The organism is Hymenobacter radiodurans (assembly GCF_004355185.1).
Classification (GTDB): domain Bacteria; phylum Bacteroidota; class Bacteroidia; order Cytophagales; family Hymenobacteraceae; genus Hymenobacter; species Hymenobacter radiodurans.
The window spans coordinates 4,063,032-4,078,539 of the sequence record NZ_CP037922.1 but is presented as its reverse complement, the minus strand read 5'-3'; the positions used below and the strand labels follow the sequence as shown (position 1 = coordinate 4,078,539).

At 54.0% G+C, this 15,508-nt stretch carries 12 protein-coding genes; 4 read left to right on the top strand and 8 right to left on the bottom strand.

Annotated features, from left to right (window positions below; genetic code table 11):
• Positions 1-108 precede the first annotated feature (108 nt).
• The 6 genes from EPD59_RS18505 to EPD59_RS18485 all read right to left on the bottom strand — a co-directional run bounded on the left by EPD59_RS18505 (position 109) and on the right by EPD59_RS18485 (position 6,518).
• Entirely contained in the window at positions 109-555 is a 447-nt protein-coding gene (locus EPD59_RS18505; RefSeq protein WP_133274082.1) for a nucleoside deaminase, read from the bottom strand.
• 188 nt (positions 556-743) lie between these two features.
• On the bottom strand, positions 744-1,292 hold the full coding sequence (locus tag EPD59_RS18500) for a hypothetical protein (RefSeq protein WP_133274081.1): 549 nt from the start codon (positions 1,290-1,292) through the stop codon (positions 744-746).
• Positions 1,293-1,411: 119 nt separating this feature from the next.
• The gene (locus EPD59_RS18495) at positions 1,412-1,870 is read right to left on the bottom strand and encodes a T9SS type A sorting domain-containing protein (protein ID WP_133274080.1); all 459 of its coding nucleotides are present in this window, start codon (positions 1,868-1,870) and stop codon (positions 1,412-1,414) included.
• A gap of 82 nt (positions 1,871-1,952) precedes the next feature.
• Positions 1,953-2,171 carry a hypothetical protein gene (locus tag EPD59_RS22875; RefSeq protein WP_240731493.1) on the bottom strand — a complete coding sequence of 73 codons (219 nt, stop codon included), beginning with the start codon at positions 2,169-2,171 and terminating at the stop codon, positions 1,953-1,955.
• Between the two features lie 50 nt (positions 2,172-2,221).
• Positions 2,222-5,572, bottom strand: a complete 3,351-nt coding sequence (locus tag EPD59_RS18490; RefSeq protein ID WP_240731492.1) for an ABC transporter permease/M1 family aminopeptidase — start codon at positions 5,570-5,572, stop codon at positions 2,222-2,224.
• A gap of 55 nt (positions 5,573-5,627) precedes the next feature.
• Positions 5,628-6,518: an ABC transporter ATP-binding protein gene (locus EPD59_RS18485; RefSeq protein ID WP_133274079.1), complete on the bottom strand. Its 891-nt coding sequence runs from the start codon at positions 6,516-6,518 to the stop codon at positions 5,628-5,630.
• 269 nt (positions 6,519-6,787) lie between these two features.
• On the opposite strand from EPD59_RS18485, the gene aspS reads away from it, so the two are divergent.
• From aspS to EPD59_RS18465, 4 genes are all read left to right on the top strand, one after another.
• Positions 6,788-8,590 carry an aspartate--tRNA ligase gene (gene aspS, locus EPD59_RS18480; RefSeq protein ID WP_133274078.1) on the top strand — a complete coding sequence of 601 codons (1,803 nt, stop codon included), beginning with the start codon at positions 6,788-6,790 and terminating at the stop codon, positions 8,588-8,590.
• A gap of 585 nt (positions 8,591-9,175) precedes the next feature.
• Positions 9,176-9,970, top strand: coding sequence for a 3'-5' exonuclease (locus EPD59_RS18475; protein WP_205703443.1), 795 nt, complete (start codon positions 9,176-9,178; stop codon positions 9,968-9,970).
• A 289-nt stretch (positions 9,971-10,259) separates the two neighbouring features.
• A complete protein-coding gene (locus tag EPD59_RS18470) occupies positions 10,260-11,657 on the top strand; it encodes an OmpA family protein (RefSeq protein ID WP_133274077.1) in 1,398 nt (465 codons plus the stop codon).
• A 169-nt stretch (positions 11,658-11,826) separates the two neighbouring features.
• Complete coding sequence (locus EPD59_RS18465; protein WP_133274076.1) at positions 11,827-12,474, top strand: hypothetical protein; 648 nt, start codon at positions 11,827-11,829, stop codon at positions 12,472-12,474.
• Between the two features lie 69 nt (positions 12,475-12,543).
• On the opposite strand, the gene EPD59_RS18460 is transcribed toward EPD59_RS18465, so the two are convergent.
• Together EPD59_RS18460 and EPD59_RS18455 are read right to left on the bottom strand one after the other, a co-directional pair.
• Complete coding sequence (locus EPD59_RS18460) at positions 12,544-13,947, bottom strand: NADH-quinone oxidoreductase subunit N (RefSeq protein ID WP_133274075.1); 1,404 nt, start codon at positions 13,945-13,947, stop codon at positions 12,544-12,546.
• Between the two features lie 90 nt (positions 13,948-14,037).
• Entirely contained in the window at positions 14,038-15,504 is a 1,467-nt protein-coding gene (locus tag EPD59_RS18455) for a complex I subunit 4 family protein (protein WP_133274074.1), read from the bottom strand.
• Between the last annotated feature and the right edge of the window lie 4 nt (positions 15,505-15,508).

The window sequence follows — 15,508 nt, the reverse complement described above, 5'->3', positions numbered from 1 at the left end:
TGAAAGGAAACGCGCAAGGCTGCCCGGCGTTCGGGCAGCTACTATACTTCTTTAACTGACAAAGCCGCCGAAGGGTTAGAATTTGCCCCCAGCGGCCATCAAAAGTAATTATTTCCGCTTGCGGGCAAAAAACTCCTGCATCAGCTCCGCACTTTCCGCGGCCATAATGCCCGTAACCAGTTCTGTGCGCCGGTGTAGCAGGTTGCCGTGCCGCCGAAATCCATGTTTTTCCTCGGGCGCGCCAACCACCATGCGCCGCATCTGAGCCCAAGCACTGGCGCCCGCGCACATCACGCAGGGCTCTATGGTAACGTATAAACTACAGTCGGTGAGATACTTATTGCCCAAAAAGTTGGCAGCGGCCGTAAGGGCCAGCATTTCGGCGTGGGCAGTGACATCCTTAAGCTTTTCGGTTTGGTTGTAGGCTCGCGCAATAATCTGGCGCTCCAGCACGACCACTGCCCCAATCGGAATCTCATCTTCTTCTAGGGCGTAGCGCGCCTGCTTCAAGGCTTCGCGCATATAGCTTTCGTCGCTATAGAGGGAAAGGGTCATAGGCTGATGGATAATTTTGATAATAAACTAAAAAGGCGGTCATGCAGAGCGCAGCGAAGCATCTCGCGTGTTTAGTAGTATTAGTACTCCCATTAAACACGCGAGATGCTTCGCTGCGCTCTGCATGACCGCCTTTTTTCTTGACTTCAAAAACAGAAGAAGATCTTACTTCAGCGCGATGCTCTGCATCATGGCTTGGGCGGTAGGCTGCCATTGTGCCTGTTCCTCGGCGGGACAGTTGAAGGTGAAGACCATGAGTTGGTCGCCCTCAATGGCGTACTGCACCAATTGGTAGCGGCGAATAGGCGCCAAATTGCCCCCCGACGCGTATCCGCCACCGATGAGACAAACTCTAGTACCACAAAATCACGCTTGTTGATGGTGCGAATGTCTTCGGTTAGGAAGTCCACTTTGGTGTAGGCATTCTGAATGCTGGCTTTATAAATCTTGAGCAGAATACCGTAATCCTTGCTAGTGAAGGTACTAGGCTTCTGGGCCACACTGAAGTCGACGCGGCCGCTAGGGTTGGTGAATACGGCCAGTGGCTTGCGTGGCGCGGGATATTTGGCGGCAATGCCATCATCGGGCAAGGCCGTGAAGCCTTCGGGAATACCGACGGTGAGGTTTTTGGTAATGGGTGTTTTTTTAAGCTTAGGCTTGGGCGCGGCAAATGCGACTAACAGTAGCAGGAGCAAAGCGTAGGGGGCAAATCGGAGCAAACGCAAAGAAGTTTTCATAGAAACGAGGGGAAATAAAAGGCGCAACTTTTCGCCAGCGCCACCACAAAAAAACAAATAAAAAAACCCCCGCAGCCGAAACGACTACGGAGGTAAAAAAGCTAACTAAATAGGCGGATTTAGCGTCGCTTCTTTTTTTTACTTGCCACCGGAACCGATGGATACTTGATGCGCACCTTTTTCCAGTACACATAATTGCCTGTTTTAGCCTCTACCAAATACGTGCCAGCTGGGATGCGACCCAAGTCAACGGGCTGGCCCGTGTTGTTCGCGGGGTCGAGGGCGGCGGTGTAAACGGGGGCGTTTTTGTAATTGGTCATCACCAGCGTGCCAGGCTTGGTGAACTGCTGGGTGAAGCTCAGGAAGATGGTATTCGTGTTCGGATCGGGGTACACGTCGATGCCCGAGAGCGTTTCAACGCGCTTTATCGGACCGTCGAGGGTAACGGGCTCGGCGCTGGTCTTCGATTTAACGCTAGTACCGTTGACCTGCGTTTTGGTCTTGCCTTTTGTGGAAGTTTGGGCCTGGGCAGATGCTACGGTGAGGAAGGCCGCGGCGAGAAGAGCAGTATATTTCATAGGAAGAATAGACAAAAGGCCGGAAAACAAGAGTGTCTTCCGGCCCTTTGCACAATCCGGGCCAAACCTGAAAAGCCCCCAGCTAGCTGCGAGGTAAGTTTTTGACGTTGTCGTCTGGGTCGCGGTCAATTAATTCATTAAATGGGTCAATACCAGCCTTTACCGGTTTTTCGGACACGAGTATCTCCAATTTATTGGTGCCCGCTTTTAATCGAGTTTTGCGCCGGTACAGCGGCTCGTCGCGCCACTTGCCGTTCACTTTCCGCTCGGTGAGCACCGCAATATCAATCCAGTCGTTCATCGGCGCTGGTTTTTCGTTGCCGAGGCTGTCGGCGTAGAATTTCTTGCTGTTCAGGTTGAGCGTGACGCGATATTTGCCCCCGGTAGCTTTTTGTAAGAAACCGAATCGACCCGGTTTTCATATAGCGTAATGCGCTCAAACATATCCGTAATCAGGTACTGCAAAGAGTCGGGCGTGACCTGACGCAGGTGGCGTATTAAATCCGGCGACGTAGTGTAAGGCGGCTGCTGAAACTTCACCTCTTTGATATAAGCCGCCAGCGCTTGATTTACCTTGTCTTCGCCCACGTAGTCCTGCAAGGCATACATCGCCACTGATCCTTTGCGGTAGTGGATATACTGCTGATTTTCCACCTTATACAGTGGCTGTTCCTTGCTTTGCTCCGTGGCCCGGCCGGTGAGGTAGCGGTCCATTTCGTGCTTGAGAAACTTGCGCATGCGTGCCTCGCCGTAAAGTTGCTTCATCACCATCAAAGCGGCATACTGCGATAGGGTTTCCGACATCATCGTGGAACCCTGCACATTGGCCCCAATTACCTGATGCGCCCACCACTGGTGCGCTACCTCGTGGGCCGTCACGTAGTAGGGGTAGTCTACATCCTCGGGGTCGGTAGAGTCGATTTTGGCGATGAAGCCGATGTTTTCCGAGTACGGAATGGTGTTGGGGAAACTTTGGGCAAACGACTGGTAGCCCGGAAACTCCACAATGCGCACCTGCCGATGCTGGTAGGGCCCAAAGTTCTTGGTGAAGTAAGTCAGGCCATCCTGCACGCCGCGCACCATGCGGTCGAGGTTGTACTCGTGGCCGGGCTGGTAATAAATGGCGATATCTACGTCGTTCCATTTGGCCTTGCGCACCGCATAGCGCGCCGACTGGAAAGAATAAAAGTTGAGAATAGGCGCGTCCATTTCGTAGCGGAAATAGCGACGACCATTCTCGGTCCATTCCTTCTTCAAATAGCCGGGCGCCAACGCCAGCTGGTCGGGCTCGGTGCTGACGGTGGCGGCAAAGCGCACCCAGTCCGAGTCGTGGCTGATGTAGGTGTTGCGGCGGGCTGCCGTATCGGTAAGCGACGCCATGCGCGGCTTGGGGGGCAAATTATAGTCCTTGCGCGTTTCCTCGTCACTGATTTCGGCCTGTGGGTTATAGCCAATATTGGGTAGAAGCTGGCTATTGATAAACGTACCGTTGTAGACCACGCTGGTGCGGTTCGTCACGTTCTCGAAACCCGGCGCGGCGTAATACAGATCGAAGCGCAGCGGAAGGGAGTCGCCGGGAGCCAGTGGCTGGGCTAAACGCTGGACGTAGAAGCCCAGCAGCGAATCGGAGAGTACCGTGCGGGCTGGTGTTGCGCCAACTGCACCAAGAGCCAGCAAACGAATACGAGCCTCCTGCGGCAGATTCAGCTGTACTGAATCGATGGGCTGACCGGTTTTGTTGCGCAGCCAGTATTGGCCGCGCAGGCGCACTTCCTGCCGGCTCGGAAAGAGGTCAGCCTGCACTTCCACCGCCGTGATGCGGGGTTGGGGACGCTTGCCCAGACGGCTGTATTTTTTCTCAAATTCTACGGTCAGCTTCTCTTGGGTTTTGGAGCCCTGGTAACGGTTGAGCACGTTGGTATTGTAGTAAATAAAGCCCCCCACGACCAGAAACGTGAGCAGACCCGCGCCCATCGCCAGCCTGGCCGGACCGGTAAAGCGGCTGGCGGCCAGCTTCTGCCTTACGTTTCCGCTGGTTTCGGTGCCGCGCACCCACAGCAAATTGGCCCCCACGGCCAACACCAGCGCCAAACCCGCCCAGTACAGCTTAAACCACATGTACGGCCCAATAAAGTGACCAAATTTGTTCAGGGCGGAGTACTGCACGCCGGGGTCGGAGCCGTAGATGGCCAGGTTGTGCTCGATGCCGAGTTGGCTCGCGAAAAGCGTGAACATGTAGTACAGCAGCATCACGAAGTGGCCTAGATACTTGTGATTTACCAGCACATGCACGGCTATTGCCAGCACCACTAAGAGCCAGTAATCGAGGAGCCGCAGGCCGAACAGGTACTGGAAATACAAGCCCAGCTCGAATTGGAAGTAGCCGGAGAATATTTGCGTCAGCAGGCCGCAAACCAGCACGATTACTTGCAGCACCACCGGCACCAGTAGCAGGGCCGCCAGCTTAGAGGCCAAGGGTACCCAGTTAGGCAGGGGCAGGGCGTCATAAATTTGGTTGAGGTGCGCATCCCGCTCCCGCCACACTAGCTCACCGGCGTAGAAAGTTATGATTGCCAGCGAGAACAGGCTAAAGGATCCCGACAAAATGATGGCCACCTGCGCCGTGACGGGAAAGGTTCGGGTGTCGAAGATCTTCCCGATTTGCAAGGCAGCAGCCAGCAAAAACGCCAAGCCCGCTACCACGATAGCAATGAAATAGGGGCTGCGGATGATGTCCAGAAATTCTAGCTTAGTCAGGCGGGCCCACTGGCGCAAGTACTGGCTGGTGCCGAACTGCTGGTGTACGCGCGGCAGCACGACGCTGGCCGTGGTTGGCACTACGTCTAAGCCGGGCCGCTCGGCACGGCGCCGTATGGGGCCTTCGGCAGCACTTTGGCTGAAGCGAAAACGCCAGAAGCAGAAGCCTAGCAGCGTTAAACCTACTCCCAGCCACACTACGCGGTTGCCGAGCAGCAGGCCCGTAAGTGGCACTACCTGGGTGTTCTTCTCGGCCGTCGTCCAGTATTTGGTGAGCTCGCGCGTGGCACCGCTGCCCATCGGGTCGAGTAAGCTACCGAGGGTTTTGTTATCGAGGTCGGAGAGCTGGCTTTGGGCCACGAAATACAGCACCAAAAACACGATGCTGCCCACGTAAGTGGCCAGTGACTTGCGCGTAAGCGTGCCGAGAGCAAAGAAAATGGCTCCCATCAGTAGCACGTTGGGCAGAACCACTATGAAGTAAGGGTTCAGATAATTCAGCAAACGCTGCGGTCCGATTCGGTCAGCCGGCATGCCGGGAATCAGCGTTCCAATAAACAAGCCTACCGCAATACCGCTGAGCACCAACATGGTAATAACGAGCGTACCAGCGAAGCGCCCTCCCAGGTATCCTACCCGCGAAATGGGCGTGGTAAAGAGCAGCGGATGCATGCGGGTTTCAAAATCGCGCAGAATGGCCGGACCGAACATGGCCGAAATCAGCAGCACGCCCGGCACTAGGGTAAGCACAGTGGTGTAGCCATTCAAGGAGAAAGGCGAGTTCACGAACACCTTAGTGCCTACACTCACCGCTAACCCCTTAAAAAAGCCCCCCGATGTGAGCATCAGTAACAAAGCCAGCAGCAGCAGAATGCCGAAATAGATATACGTAGCTGGTCGCCGCAGTCGGTACCACAGCTCAAAGCGAAATATTTGAAGGAACATAAGAGGAGAGAATTTTAGGCAAAAGGCCAATAATGGAGAAGCTAAAAGGTGCAGCTTACGCCGTTACTTTCGCACGTTCAGCCTCCGCAATGCGGGAGAAATACACATCCTCTAAGGAAGGAACTACCGGCTCATAATCCGGGCCCGGCTGCCCGTCACTGACCACGTGCACAATAGTTTGGCCCGCATAGAGGCGAGAAGAAATTACCTGCTGCTCCTGCTGCAGCGCTGGCAGCTGCTCCTTGGCAATCGCGCGGCGCCATACTTGGCCTTGCAACTCATTCATCACCACCAGCGGGTCGCCGGTCAGCAGCACTTGGCCTTTGTTAATAATGGCCATGTTGCGGCACAAGTCGCTCACGTCTGACACAATATGCGTGCTCAGAATAACGATAATATTCTCGCCAATCTCGCTTAGCAGGTTGTGAAAGCGGTTGCGCTCGGCGGGGTCGAGGCCGGCGGTGGGCTCATCTACGATGATGAGGCGCGGATTGCCGAGCAACGCCTGTGCAATACCGAAACGCTGCTTCATGCCCCCAGAATAGCCCCCCAGGTTCTTGCGGCGCACATCATACAAGTTGGTTTTGTGGAGCAAGGCGGCCACCGTGGCTTTGCGTTCCTTGCTATCGGAAAGGCCTTTAAGGACCGCGAAGTGGTCGAGCAAATCCTCGGCGGCTACCTTCGGATACACGCCAAACTCCTGCGGCAGATAGCCCAGAATGCGGCGCACCGAATCTTTTTCGCGCAGCACGTCCAGTTCATCGAGGAAAATGCTGCCGCTGTCGGCTTCCTGCAAGGTGGCAATGGTGCGCATCAAGCTCGACTTACCCGCGCCATTCGGCCCTAATAGGCCAAACATGCCTGTCGGGATGGTGAGGTTCACGTCGCGCAGGGCCTGCACACCGTTGGAGTAAGTTTTCGACAGGTTTTTGATGACGAGAGCCATGCGTACGAATGAAGTTAAAAGAAGGGAAAAAGGCAGGAATGTGGAAAAGGCGGAAAGAATCAGCTGAAAGATAGAGAATAGCCTATAAGAGTTGCCCTTTCGGCGGAGAATCTTTACTGGGGGGCTTTTTAGGAGATGAATCGCGGTGCTGGGGCCGGTATTACAGCCCGCCAAAAATAAATAGCTGGACTTACCGCGTTTTTGAGCCCGTCATATCTTCCTACCTTCGTCTCGAAGTCCCGATTACCTCTTACCGACTAGTTAAGCACATGCTCCGTACCCATACCTGCGGCGAACTTCGCCTCGAACACGCTGGCCAATCTGTTACTCTTTGCGGCTGGGTGCAGCGTACCCGCGACAAAGGCGGCATCCTCTGGATTGACCTGCGCGACCGTTATGGCCTCACTCAATTGGCTCTGGAAGAAGGCGTTGAAACAGCCGAAGTTCGGGAGCAAGCCCGCCAGCTGGGCCGTGAGTTTGTGCTCTGCGTGACGGGCAAAGTGGCCGAACGCCACTCCAAAAACGACAAGATGCCCACCGGCAACATCGAGATTCGGGTGGAGAAGCTGGACGTGCTGAACCCCGCCAAATTGCCCCCCTTCCTCATCGAAGACGATACCGACGGCGGCGACGACCTGCGCATGAAGTACCGCTACCTCGATTTGCGCCGCTCCCCCGTGCGTCGTAATCTGGAACTGCGCCACCGCGTGGCTCAGGCCACGCGCCGTTTCCTAGATGGACAGGAATTTATCGAAGTAGAAACGCCCGTGCTCATCAAAAGCACGCCCGAAGGCGCCCGCGACTTTGTGGTGCCTTCGCGTATGAATCCCGGCGAGTTCTACGCCCTGCCCCAGTCGCCCCAGACCTTCAAGCAACTGCTGATGGTATCGGGCTTCGACCGCTATTTCCAGATCGTAAAGTGCTTCCGCGACGAGGACCTGCGCGCCGACCGCCAGCCTGAATTCACCCAGATTGACTGCGAAATGTCGTTCGTGGAGCAGGAAGACATTCTGCGCACGTTCGAGGGCTTGGTGCAGTACCTGTTTAAAGAAGTAAAGGGCCTAGAAATCGGGGAGTTGCCGCGCATGACCTACGCCGACGCCATGCGCTTCTATGGCAACGACAAGCCCGACACGCGCTTCGAAATGAAGTTTGTAGAGCTCAAAAACGCCGAAAAAACGCCCCCCACGGCTGCCCAAACGCAGGATATCGTGTCGGGCTATAACTTCCCGGTGTTCGAGAGCGCAGAGTTGGTCGTTGGTATCAACGCCTTCAACAGTGCCGTGTACACCCGCAAGCAGCTCGACGAGCTGACTGAGTTTGTGAAGCGTCCTCAGATTGGTGCGACGGGCCTCATCTACGCCCGCGTGGAGTCTGATGGCAGCGTAAAGTCTTCGGTAGATAAGTTTTACTCCCAAGAAGTTTTGCAGCAGTGGAAAACGGCGTTCAACGCCGCTCCAGGCGACTTGCTCCTCATTCTAGCCGGCGAAGCCAACCGCACGCGCAAGGCGCTTTCGGAACTGCGTCTGGAGATTGGCCAGCGCATGGGCTTGCGGGATAAAGACACGTTCTCCCCGCTGTGGGTAGTGGATTTTCCGTTGCTCGAGTTCAACGAGGAGGAAAACCGCTACTTCGCCATGCACCACCCGTTCACCTCGCCTAAGCCCGAGGATATCGCCCTGCTCGACAGCCCCGATACCATCGGCCAGGTGCGCGCCAATGCCTATGACATGGTCATTAACGGCGTGGAAGTGGGGGGCGGCTCCATCCGTATTCACGACCGCACGGTGCAGGCGCGTATGTTTTCGCTGCTCGGCTTCTCGGATGAGGAAGCGCAGGCTCAGTTCGGTTTCCTGCTCGATGCCTTCGAGTACGGCGCTCCGCCCCACGGCGGCATTGCCTTCGGTTTCGACCGCCTCTGCAGCCTCTTCGGCGGCGCCGATTCCATCCGCGACTTCATCGCCTTCCCCAAAAACAACTCCGGCCGCGACGTAATGATCGACTCACCTTCCCCGATTTCTGGGCCGCAGCTGAAGGAGCTGAGCATTGCTACGGCGGTGGTGGGAAAGTAAATATTAGATGGAACCGAAGGTCTACCCACACGTTTTTTATAACGCGAAATGGGCGGGTTACTTTTGCCTTTTGTTCGGTATAGCACTCCTTCTACTCGTCGTGTATGGTGCAGCTGTTAGATCAGTAAATGAATTAGCTACACTCTGGGTTTTATGTATTAGTTGCATTTTTATATGGCTTGGCAGAAAGTCTGTAACGGAAACTCAACCAGCCTTACAACTTAGTTCTACCGGACTTTGGACTCCAAAACTTGGGTTTTTGGCATGGAAACAAATTGAGGTAAGAATTGAGTTGGTTTCAAGTGGAAGAGCCGGGTCTATGAAATATCTGATGATTAGGCATTATAAGACACACAAACATTTAGATGCAGTATGCATTACCGCATTAAGTGGCTCAACCTCTGACTTAGAACATTTGATATGTCAGCACCAATAAAGTCGAGCACTTTAGTTAAGTATTTAAAGCAGCCCTTCATAAATATGGGGCTGCGTTCTTTTTTCAAAAGAACGCATAGAAGATAAAATTTGCCCCCAGAGCCCAAAAACGCTATCTTGGCACTATAGCCCGCTAGCCACACCTATCCCATGCAGATTCTGCGCAAAACTCCACTTGACCAAATCTTTGTCTTGGACATTGAAACGGTGCCGTGCGTGGGCTGCCACGACGATCTGGATGATATGCTGCGTCTGCTCTGGGAACACAAGTGCCACGCCCTGCGCCGCGACAAAGGCTGGCGCACCGGTCCTGAGGATATGGAGCCTATGCCCTCACACCTGGAGGCCGCCAGCTTATTTGCCCAGGCGGGTATTTACGCCGAGTTTGGCCGGGTGGTATGCATTTCAGTGGGTTGTTTCAACTTTGACAAGCAGGAAGAAACCTGGCGCTTTCGCGTCAAGTCTTTCGCCGATGAGGATGAGAAACTGATGCTGCGCGAGTTCTCGGCGTTGCTGGCTCGCAAGCCCCAGTATTTGCTTTGCGCCCACAACGGCAAAGAGTTCGACTTTCCTTACCTAGGGCGGCGCCTGCTCATCAATGGCCTGCCGCTACCGCCGCAGTTGGATATTGCTGGCAAAAAACCGTGGGAAGTAGCGCACTTCGACACGATGGAACTGTGGAAATTCGGCGACCGAAAGTCCTACACGTCGTTGCCGCTGCTAGCCGCTATGTTCGGCATTCCCACACCCAAAGACGATATCAACGGCGGTGATGTAGCGCGCGTGTATTACAATGAAAAGGACTTGCCGCGCATCGTGAAATATTGCCAGAAAGACATTATTACAACGGCGCGCGTACTCCAGAAATTTCGCGGCGACGAGCCTTTCCATGATGACGCAGTAGTGTACGCCGATGATGTAAGCACCGTGATGCGTCGGTCGTAATGGTTGATAGCTCCACCCGACAGGCCTCGCTTAATGGCGTAACAGTTGTATACTTCTTACCCGTAATGGATACTGATATAGCGGGTAATTATCACGGAATTCAGCTTGTGCTCAACTAGAAAGCATAAGAACTGACGTCGAATAATCAGGTTTCTATTGATAAATTGATAAGTTGATAGAAAAATTATATGGCATTGATGTTCAATGTTTTGTAGTTTTATGTATGGAATATATTCCATAAAAATTTGTACTATTATATCTTCTTCTCTCTACATATTCCTGAATAGCTATGACTTACAACTTACTAGAAGCCGTTAAGAATTGCTTCACTACGGAGGCTCTGCGGCAAACTGGGGTAGCTGCGATAGGAGATAGCGACGCCAGTATTGAAAGAGCTGTGTCGAGGGTAACTGCTTTGGTAATCAATAGCCTGGCGGGCTTAGCTGAACAGGCCGGTGGCGCCGAGGTGCTGTGGAGCATGGCCCGGGAGGCACATGAGCAAGGTGTATTACGGCCATCCAGTGGCCGGTTGATAGGAGGGGGCGGCTGGCAGAGCCGGGGCGCAGAGCTGATGAGATCTTTGCTTAGCGACCGCTACAGTAGTACGGTGGAAGCAGTGTCGGATAGTGCTGGTAGCCAAAATACTACCGTGAATAATCTGCTGGGATTATCTACACCCATAACGCTAGGCATATTAGGCCGCCATGCAGCTGAGAACGAGCTGGACTCCCAGGGTTTGAGCTTGTGGTTACAGGAGCAGCGCCGAATGGTAGAAGCTATTCAGCCGGATTTGGCTCGCCCTCATGCTCCGCAGCCGCCAACGCAACCTCAGACCCAGGGAACAAGCCAGGCGCAGACTATTCCCCGGCCGAGTCCTATGAATTTTGACGTGCGCGATAATGGAGCGAGTTATAGCCCTGAAGTGGTTGGGCTGCAAAACCGCCGTGTAGCAGCTGTGAGCGACTATTATCAGCCGGAAGCCGCGCCGGCAAACAAGGCTACCTGGTCATCCAGTTGGCTGGGCTTGGGCGCTTTGTTAGTGGCAGTGGCTGCCGCGCTCGGATATTTCTTGGGGCAGGACCGCATAAATTTGAGTTTTAATCGTCTTACGGGCAATACCGAAGAGGTTGCTGCGGTGCCAGCGCCTACGACTGCTAGCACCAGCACTTCTCAGGGTCGCTACGACGAAGCTACCGGTAACTATATCTACGACACGGGCCTTCCCACTCTGATTAAGATGAGTGATGGCACGCGGCTAATGGTAGGCTCTAATTCGACGGAGCACAAGCTGTATCAGTTTTTAGCAAATGATGCTGCCCAAGTTGACTCGGTGAATCGGACGAAGGGTTGGATTAGCTTCGATCGGGTGTATTTCGCGCCGTCTAGCGCTACCCTCACGCCGGAGTCGCAGCAACAGTTGCAGAATGTGGCAGCCATCCTGAAGAACTTTCCCCGCGCTAAAGTGCGCATTGGCGGCTACACCGATAACAGTGGCAGCTTCGCCGGCAATATGAAAATGAGCGAAGGCCGTGCGAATGCAGCTATGGCCGCGCTCGTGGATATGGGTATTGACGCAACCCGAATTACCAGCAAAGGCTACGGGCAAAAAATCCCGATTGCCAGCAATGATACCGAGGACGGCCGCGCCCTTAACCGTCGTATCAGCCTGCGCGTTACCCGCAAGTAGGGCCTAGGTTTTATAGTTGTTTCGAAGAGCCTCCTTATTCAATAAGGAGGCTTTTTTTATGGTAATCGGGCACTAAAAAGCCCCCCAGAAGTTATCAAGGTCAATGGCGGGGATAGCACTTGCCGAGAAAGCAAATCAAGGAGGAAGGCGCGATATTTCGATAGGTATAATGATAGGAATAGATATTAACTGGAGCGAAATTCTGGCAAATGTTAGCGTGTATGCGCTGCTGATTGGCGCGGCTTCGTGGGTGGCAAAGGCGCTGGGCGAGCAATTTCTGAAAATGCGGTTTCGGGCCTATGAGAAGGAATTGGAAACCAAGTCGGTTGAGTTCAAAGCCCAACTCGACCGAAGTCTGGAGCAGTTCCGGGCGGAGCTACAACTGGCCAATACCAAAGACTCCCGGCTCCACGAAAAGCGGATGCTGGTGCTGGAAAGTCTTTACCAAAAAATAGTGAGCCTGAACCTGGCTCTGAAAGAGATGACGGCCACGCTAAAATTTATTCACGTCGATGCCGACCAGGAAGAGGATGAACGCATTAACACGGCCAGCCAGGCATACGACGCGTTTATAAAGTACTACACCGAAAATAAGATCTTCTTTTCCCTGGAATCGTGTGCTCAGCTAGACGCGCTGCGCAACAGCTATTTCGACAGCATACAGCAGTACAATGCGTCGGGATTTATAATGGGAAGCATCGGTTTTCGTCCTGACTTTGGGAAGGCGCAGATGGCGTCTGAAATAGTCCGCAAATCCATTCCAGTCGTCATGCAAAATATCGAGAATGATTTTCGGCAGTTGTTGGGCGTCAGGTGAGAAGGCGGAGAGAAATAAAAAAGGAGCGGCTGATCGGCCGCTCCTTTTTAGTGGGTTGTAAACATGCTTCTACAAAACTCCGCTTACCAGGCCCGGCAGCACACCTAATACAACCGTAAGCACAGCCAAAATAATCAACACTGCCGATTGGAAACTGCCGACGGTTATTGGCGCCTCGGTCTCGTCATCGGCGGGCTTCATGTACATCGCGATAATAGGCCGCAGGTAGTAGTAAATGCCAACCATCGACATGATGACAGCGAAGACGACTAAGCCAATATAGCCTTTATCGACCGCTGCGCCGAAGAGGAAAAACTTGCCAAAAAAGCCCCCCGTGAGCGGAATACCGGCCAGAGAAAGCATCGCGATGGTCATCACAAAAGCGAGGAGCGGATTGGTACGGGCCAAGCCGTTCAGCCCATCATAGTCTTCGCGCTGGCGCTGGTCGTGCACGAGTTTGAGCACCCCGAAGGCCGCCACAGTGGCGATGGAGTAGGCTAAAGAATAGAAGAAAATGCCATTAGCTGAAAGCCCACTGAGTTCACCATTAAACGCTACCAAGCCAAGAAGCAGGTAACCCGCGTGGGAAATACTGGAGTAAGCCAGCATACGCTTGAGACTCTGCTGAGCCACGGCACCCACGTTGCCAATAAGCAGTGTGAGCGCACACATAGCCACAATGGTAGGAATCCAGAAGCCCTGAGCGGCGGGGAAAGCCTGCACCAATAGTTTTAGAAATGCCGCAAAACCAGCCGTTTTCACCACGGTGCTCATAAAGGCTGCGAAGAAAGTTGGCGTGCCTTCGTACACGTCGGGCGTCCAGTAGTGGAAAGGGGCAGCCGACACTTTAAAGCCAATACCAATAAGCATCAGCAGAATGCCGATGTAGAGCATGGGGCGTAGCGAATCGTTGGCGGGATTCGTAACGGCCGCGCCAATTTCGCTCAGCTGGAAAGCGCCGGTGGCACCGTACACTAATGCAATACCAAAGAGCAGAATGCCAGTGGCAAACGAGCCCATCAGGAAGTATTTCAGCGAGGCTTCGTTGGAGCGCACGTTGCGCTTATCGGAGCCGGCCACTACGTACATGGAAATGCTCAGGATTTCGATGCCAACGAACAACATGAGCATGTTGTCGTAGCTGACCATCATAATGGCCCCCACGAGGGAGAACAGCAGCAGGGAATAATACTCAGCGAGGTTGGCCTCGTTGTCGCGCACGTATTTCTGCGAGAACGGCAGCAGCAATAAAGTCGTCAAGACTACAATGCCCGTGAAAGCGACCGAGAACCGGTCGATGGTGAGCATGTTGTTGAAATACGACTGCGCCGGCGCGTTCCAATCATACAAATTAGCTCCGAAAACGATCAGCAGAATAACCATAGCTGCGGGCAGCAGCATGCGGTTGGAGCGCAGAAAGCCTAAGAAGAGGTTGGCGATGCCAAGAACGGAAAGTAATATAATAGAGGCCATTGGCAGGATGTAACACCAATCTCCAGCGTTGCTGTGCTTTGGTGAGTCGTTGAATGAGGTCGTTCCAGAAAGGCGAACGACGCTTAGAACTTACCGCTGCATTAAGCTCAGAATCCGAATCACGCTGGGTTCTGACATTTGCAGGAAGGTATTTGGAAACAAGCCAATCCAGAAAATCATAAAAATTAAGGGCACCAGCACGGCTAGCTCGGCTCCATTCAGGTCGCGGAAGGCGGCAGTAAAGGAAGTAGCCGGGCCGAGCATGACGCGCTGGAACATGCGCAGCAAATAAACAGCCCCCAGAATGATGGTGATGCCCGCTACCGCGCCCAGCCAGTTGTTGTACTGGAATACGCCCGCCAGCAGCAGAAACTCTCCTACGAAACCGCTTGTGAGGGGTAAAGCTACCGTGGCTAGTAGCACAACTAGGAAGCTCACGGAGAGCAGCGGCGTTGTTTGGGTCAGGCCACCAAGCTCGGGAATCAAGCGGGTGTTGGTGCGGCGCTGAATGATGTCGGCAATGAAGAACATACCCACGACGTTCACGCCGTGAGCCAGCATCTGCACAACAGCGCCCTGCAAACCCATCTGCGTGAGTGAAAATACACCCGCTGCCATCAGGCCCACGTGGGAGAGAGAGGAGTAAGCAATCAACCGCTTCATGTCGCGCTGACGGATGGCGATGATAGCGCCGTAGATAATACCGATAACAGCCAGAATCATAACCAGCCAACCCCATTGGCTAACGCCTAGTGGCGTGATGGGCAGGAGCCAGCGCAGGCAGCCGTAAATGCCCATTTTCAGCATAATGCCCGAGAGCAGCATAGTAGCCGGGGCGGGAGATTCGGTGTACGTATCGGGCTGCCAGGTATGGAAGGGGAAGATGGGCATCTTCACCGCGAAGGCAATAAAGATCAGCCAGAACAGCCACGATTGCTCCGCAGCCGTTAGGCTCAAGTCGTAGAAAGCCTGTAGGTCGGAGGTGTGAGCGGCCAAGCCATTGGCAGCGGGGCCGGTCTGGTAGTAGAGGTACACGAAGCCGGCCAGCATAAACAGCGAGCCAATAATCGTGTAGAGGAAAAACTTGAAGGTAACAGCCACACGCCGCTCCCCGCCCCAAATGCCGGCCAGGAAGTAGATCGGAATAAGGGCCACTTCCCAGAAGAAGTAGAACAGGAACGCATCCATGGAAGTGAATACCCCAATCAGGCCGGTTTCCATGAACAGCACCAGCGCGTAGAAAGCCGACGCGTTCTTATAGTCGTGGCGGAAGGAAGCCAGCAGAATCAGTGGGGCCAGAAATGTGGTAAGCAGCACGAGCAGCAAGCTCAGCCCGTCCATGCCAACGTGGAAGCTGATGCCCGCCGAAGCAATCCAAGGCAGATTTACTTCCAACTGCCCAACATTGCTAGCATCGAAAGTAACGGCTGCGTACACCGCGACAATAAACTCCAGCAGTGCCGCACCAAAGGCGAATACACGTCCAGCATTGCCTTTGACAAAGTGCAACAGCAGCGCGGCGGCTAGAGGGAAGAAAAGGAGAAGAGCTGTAAGCATTATT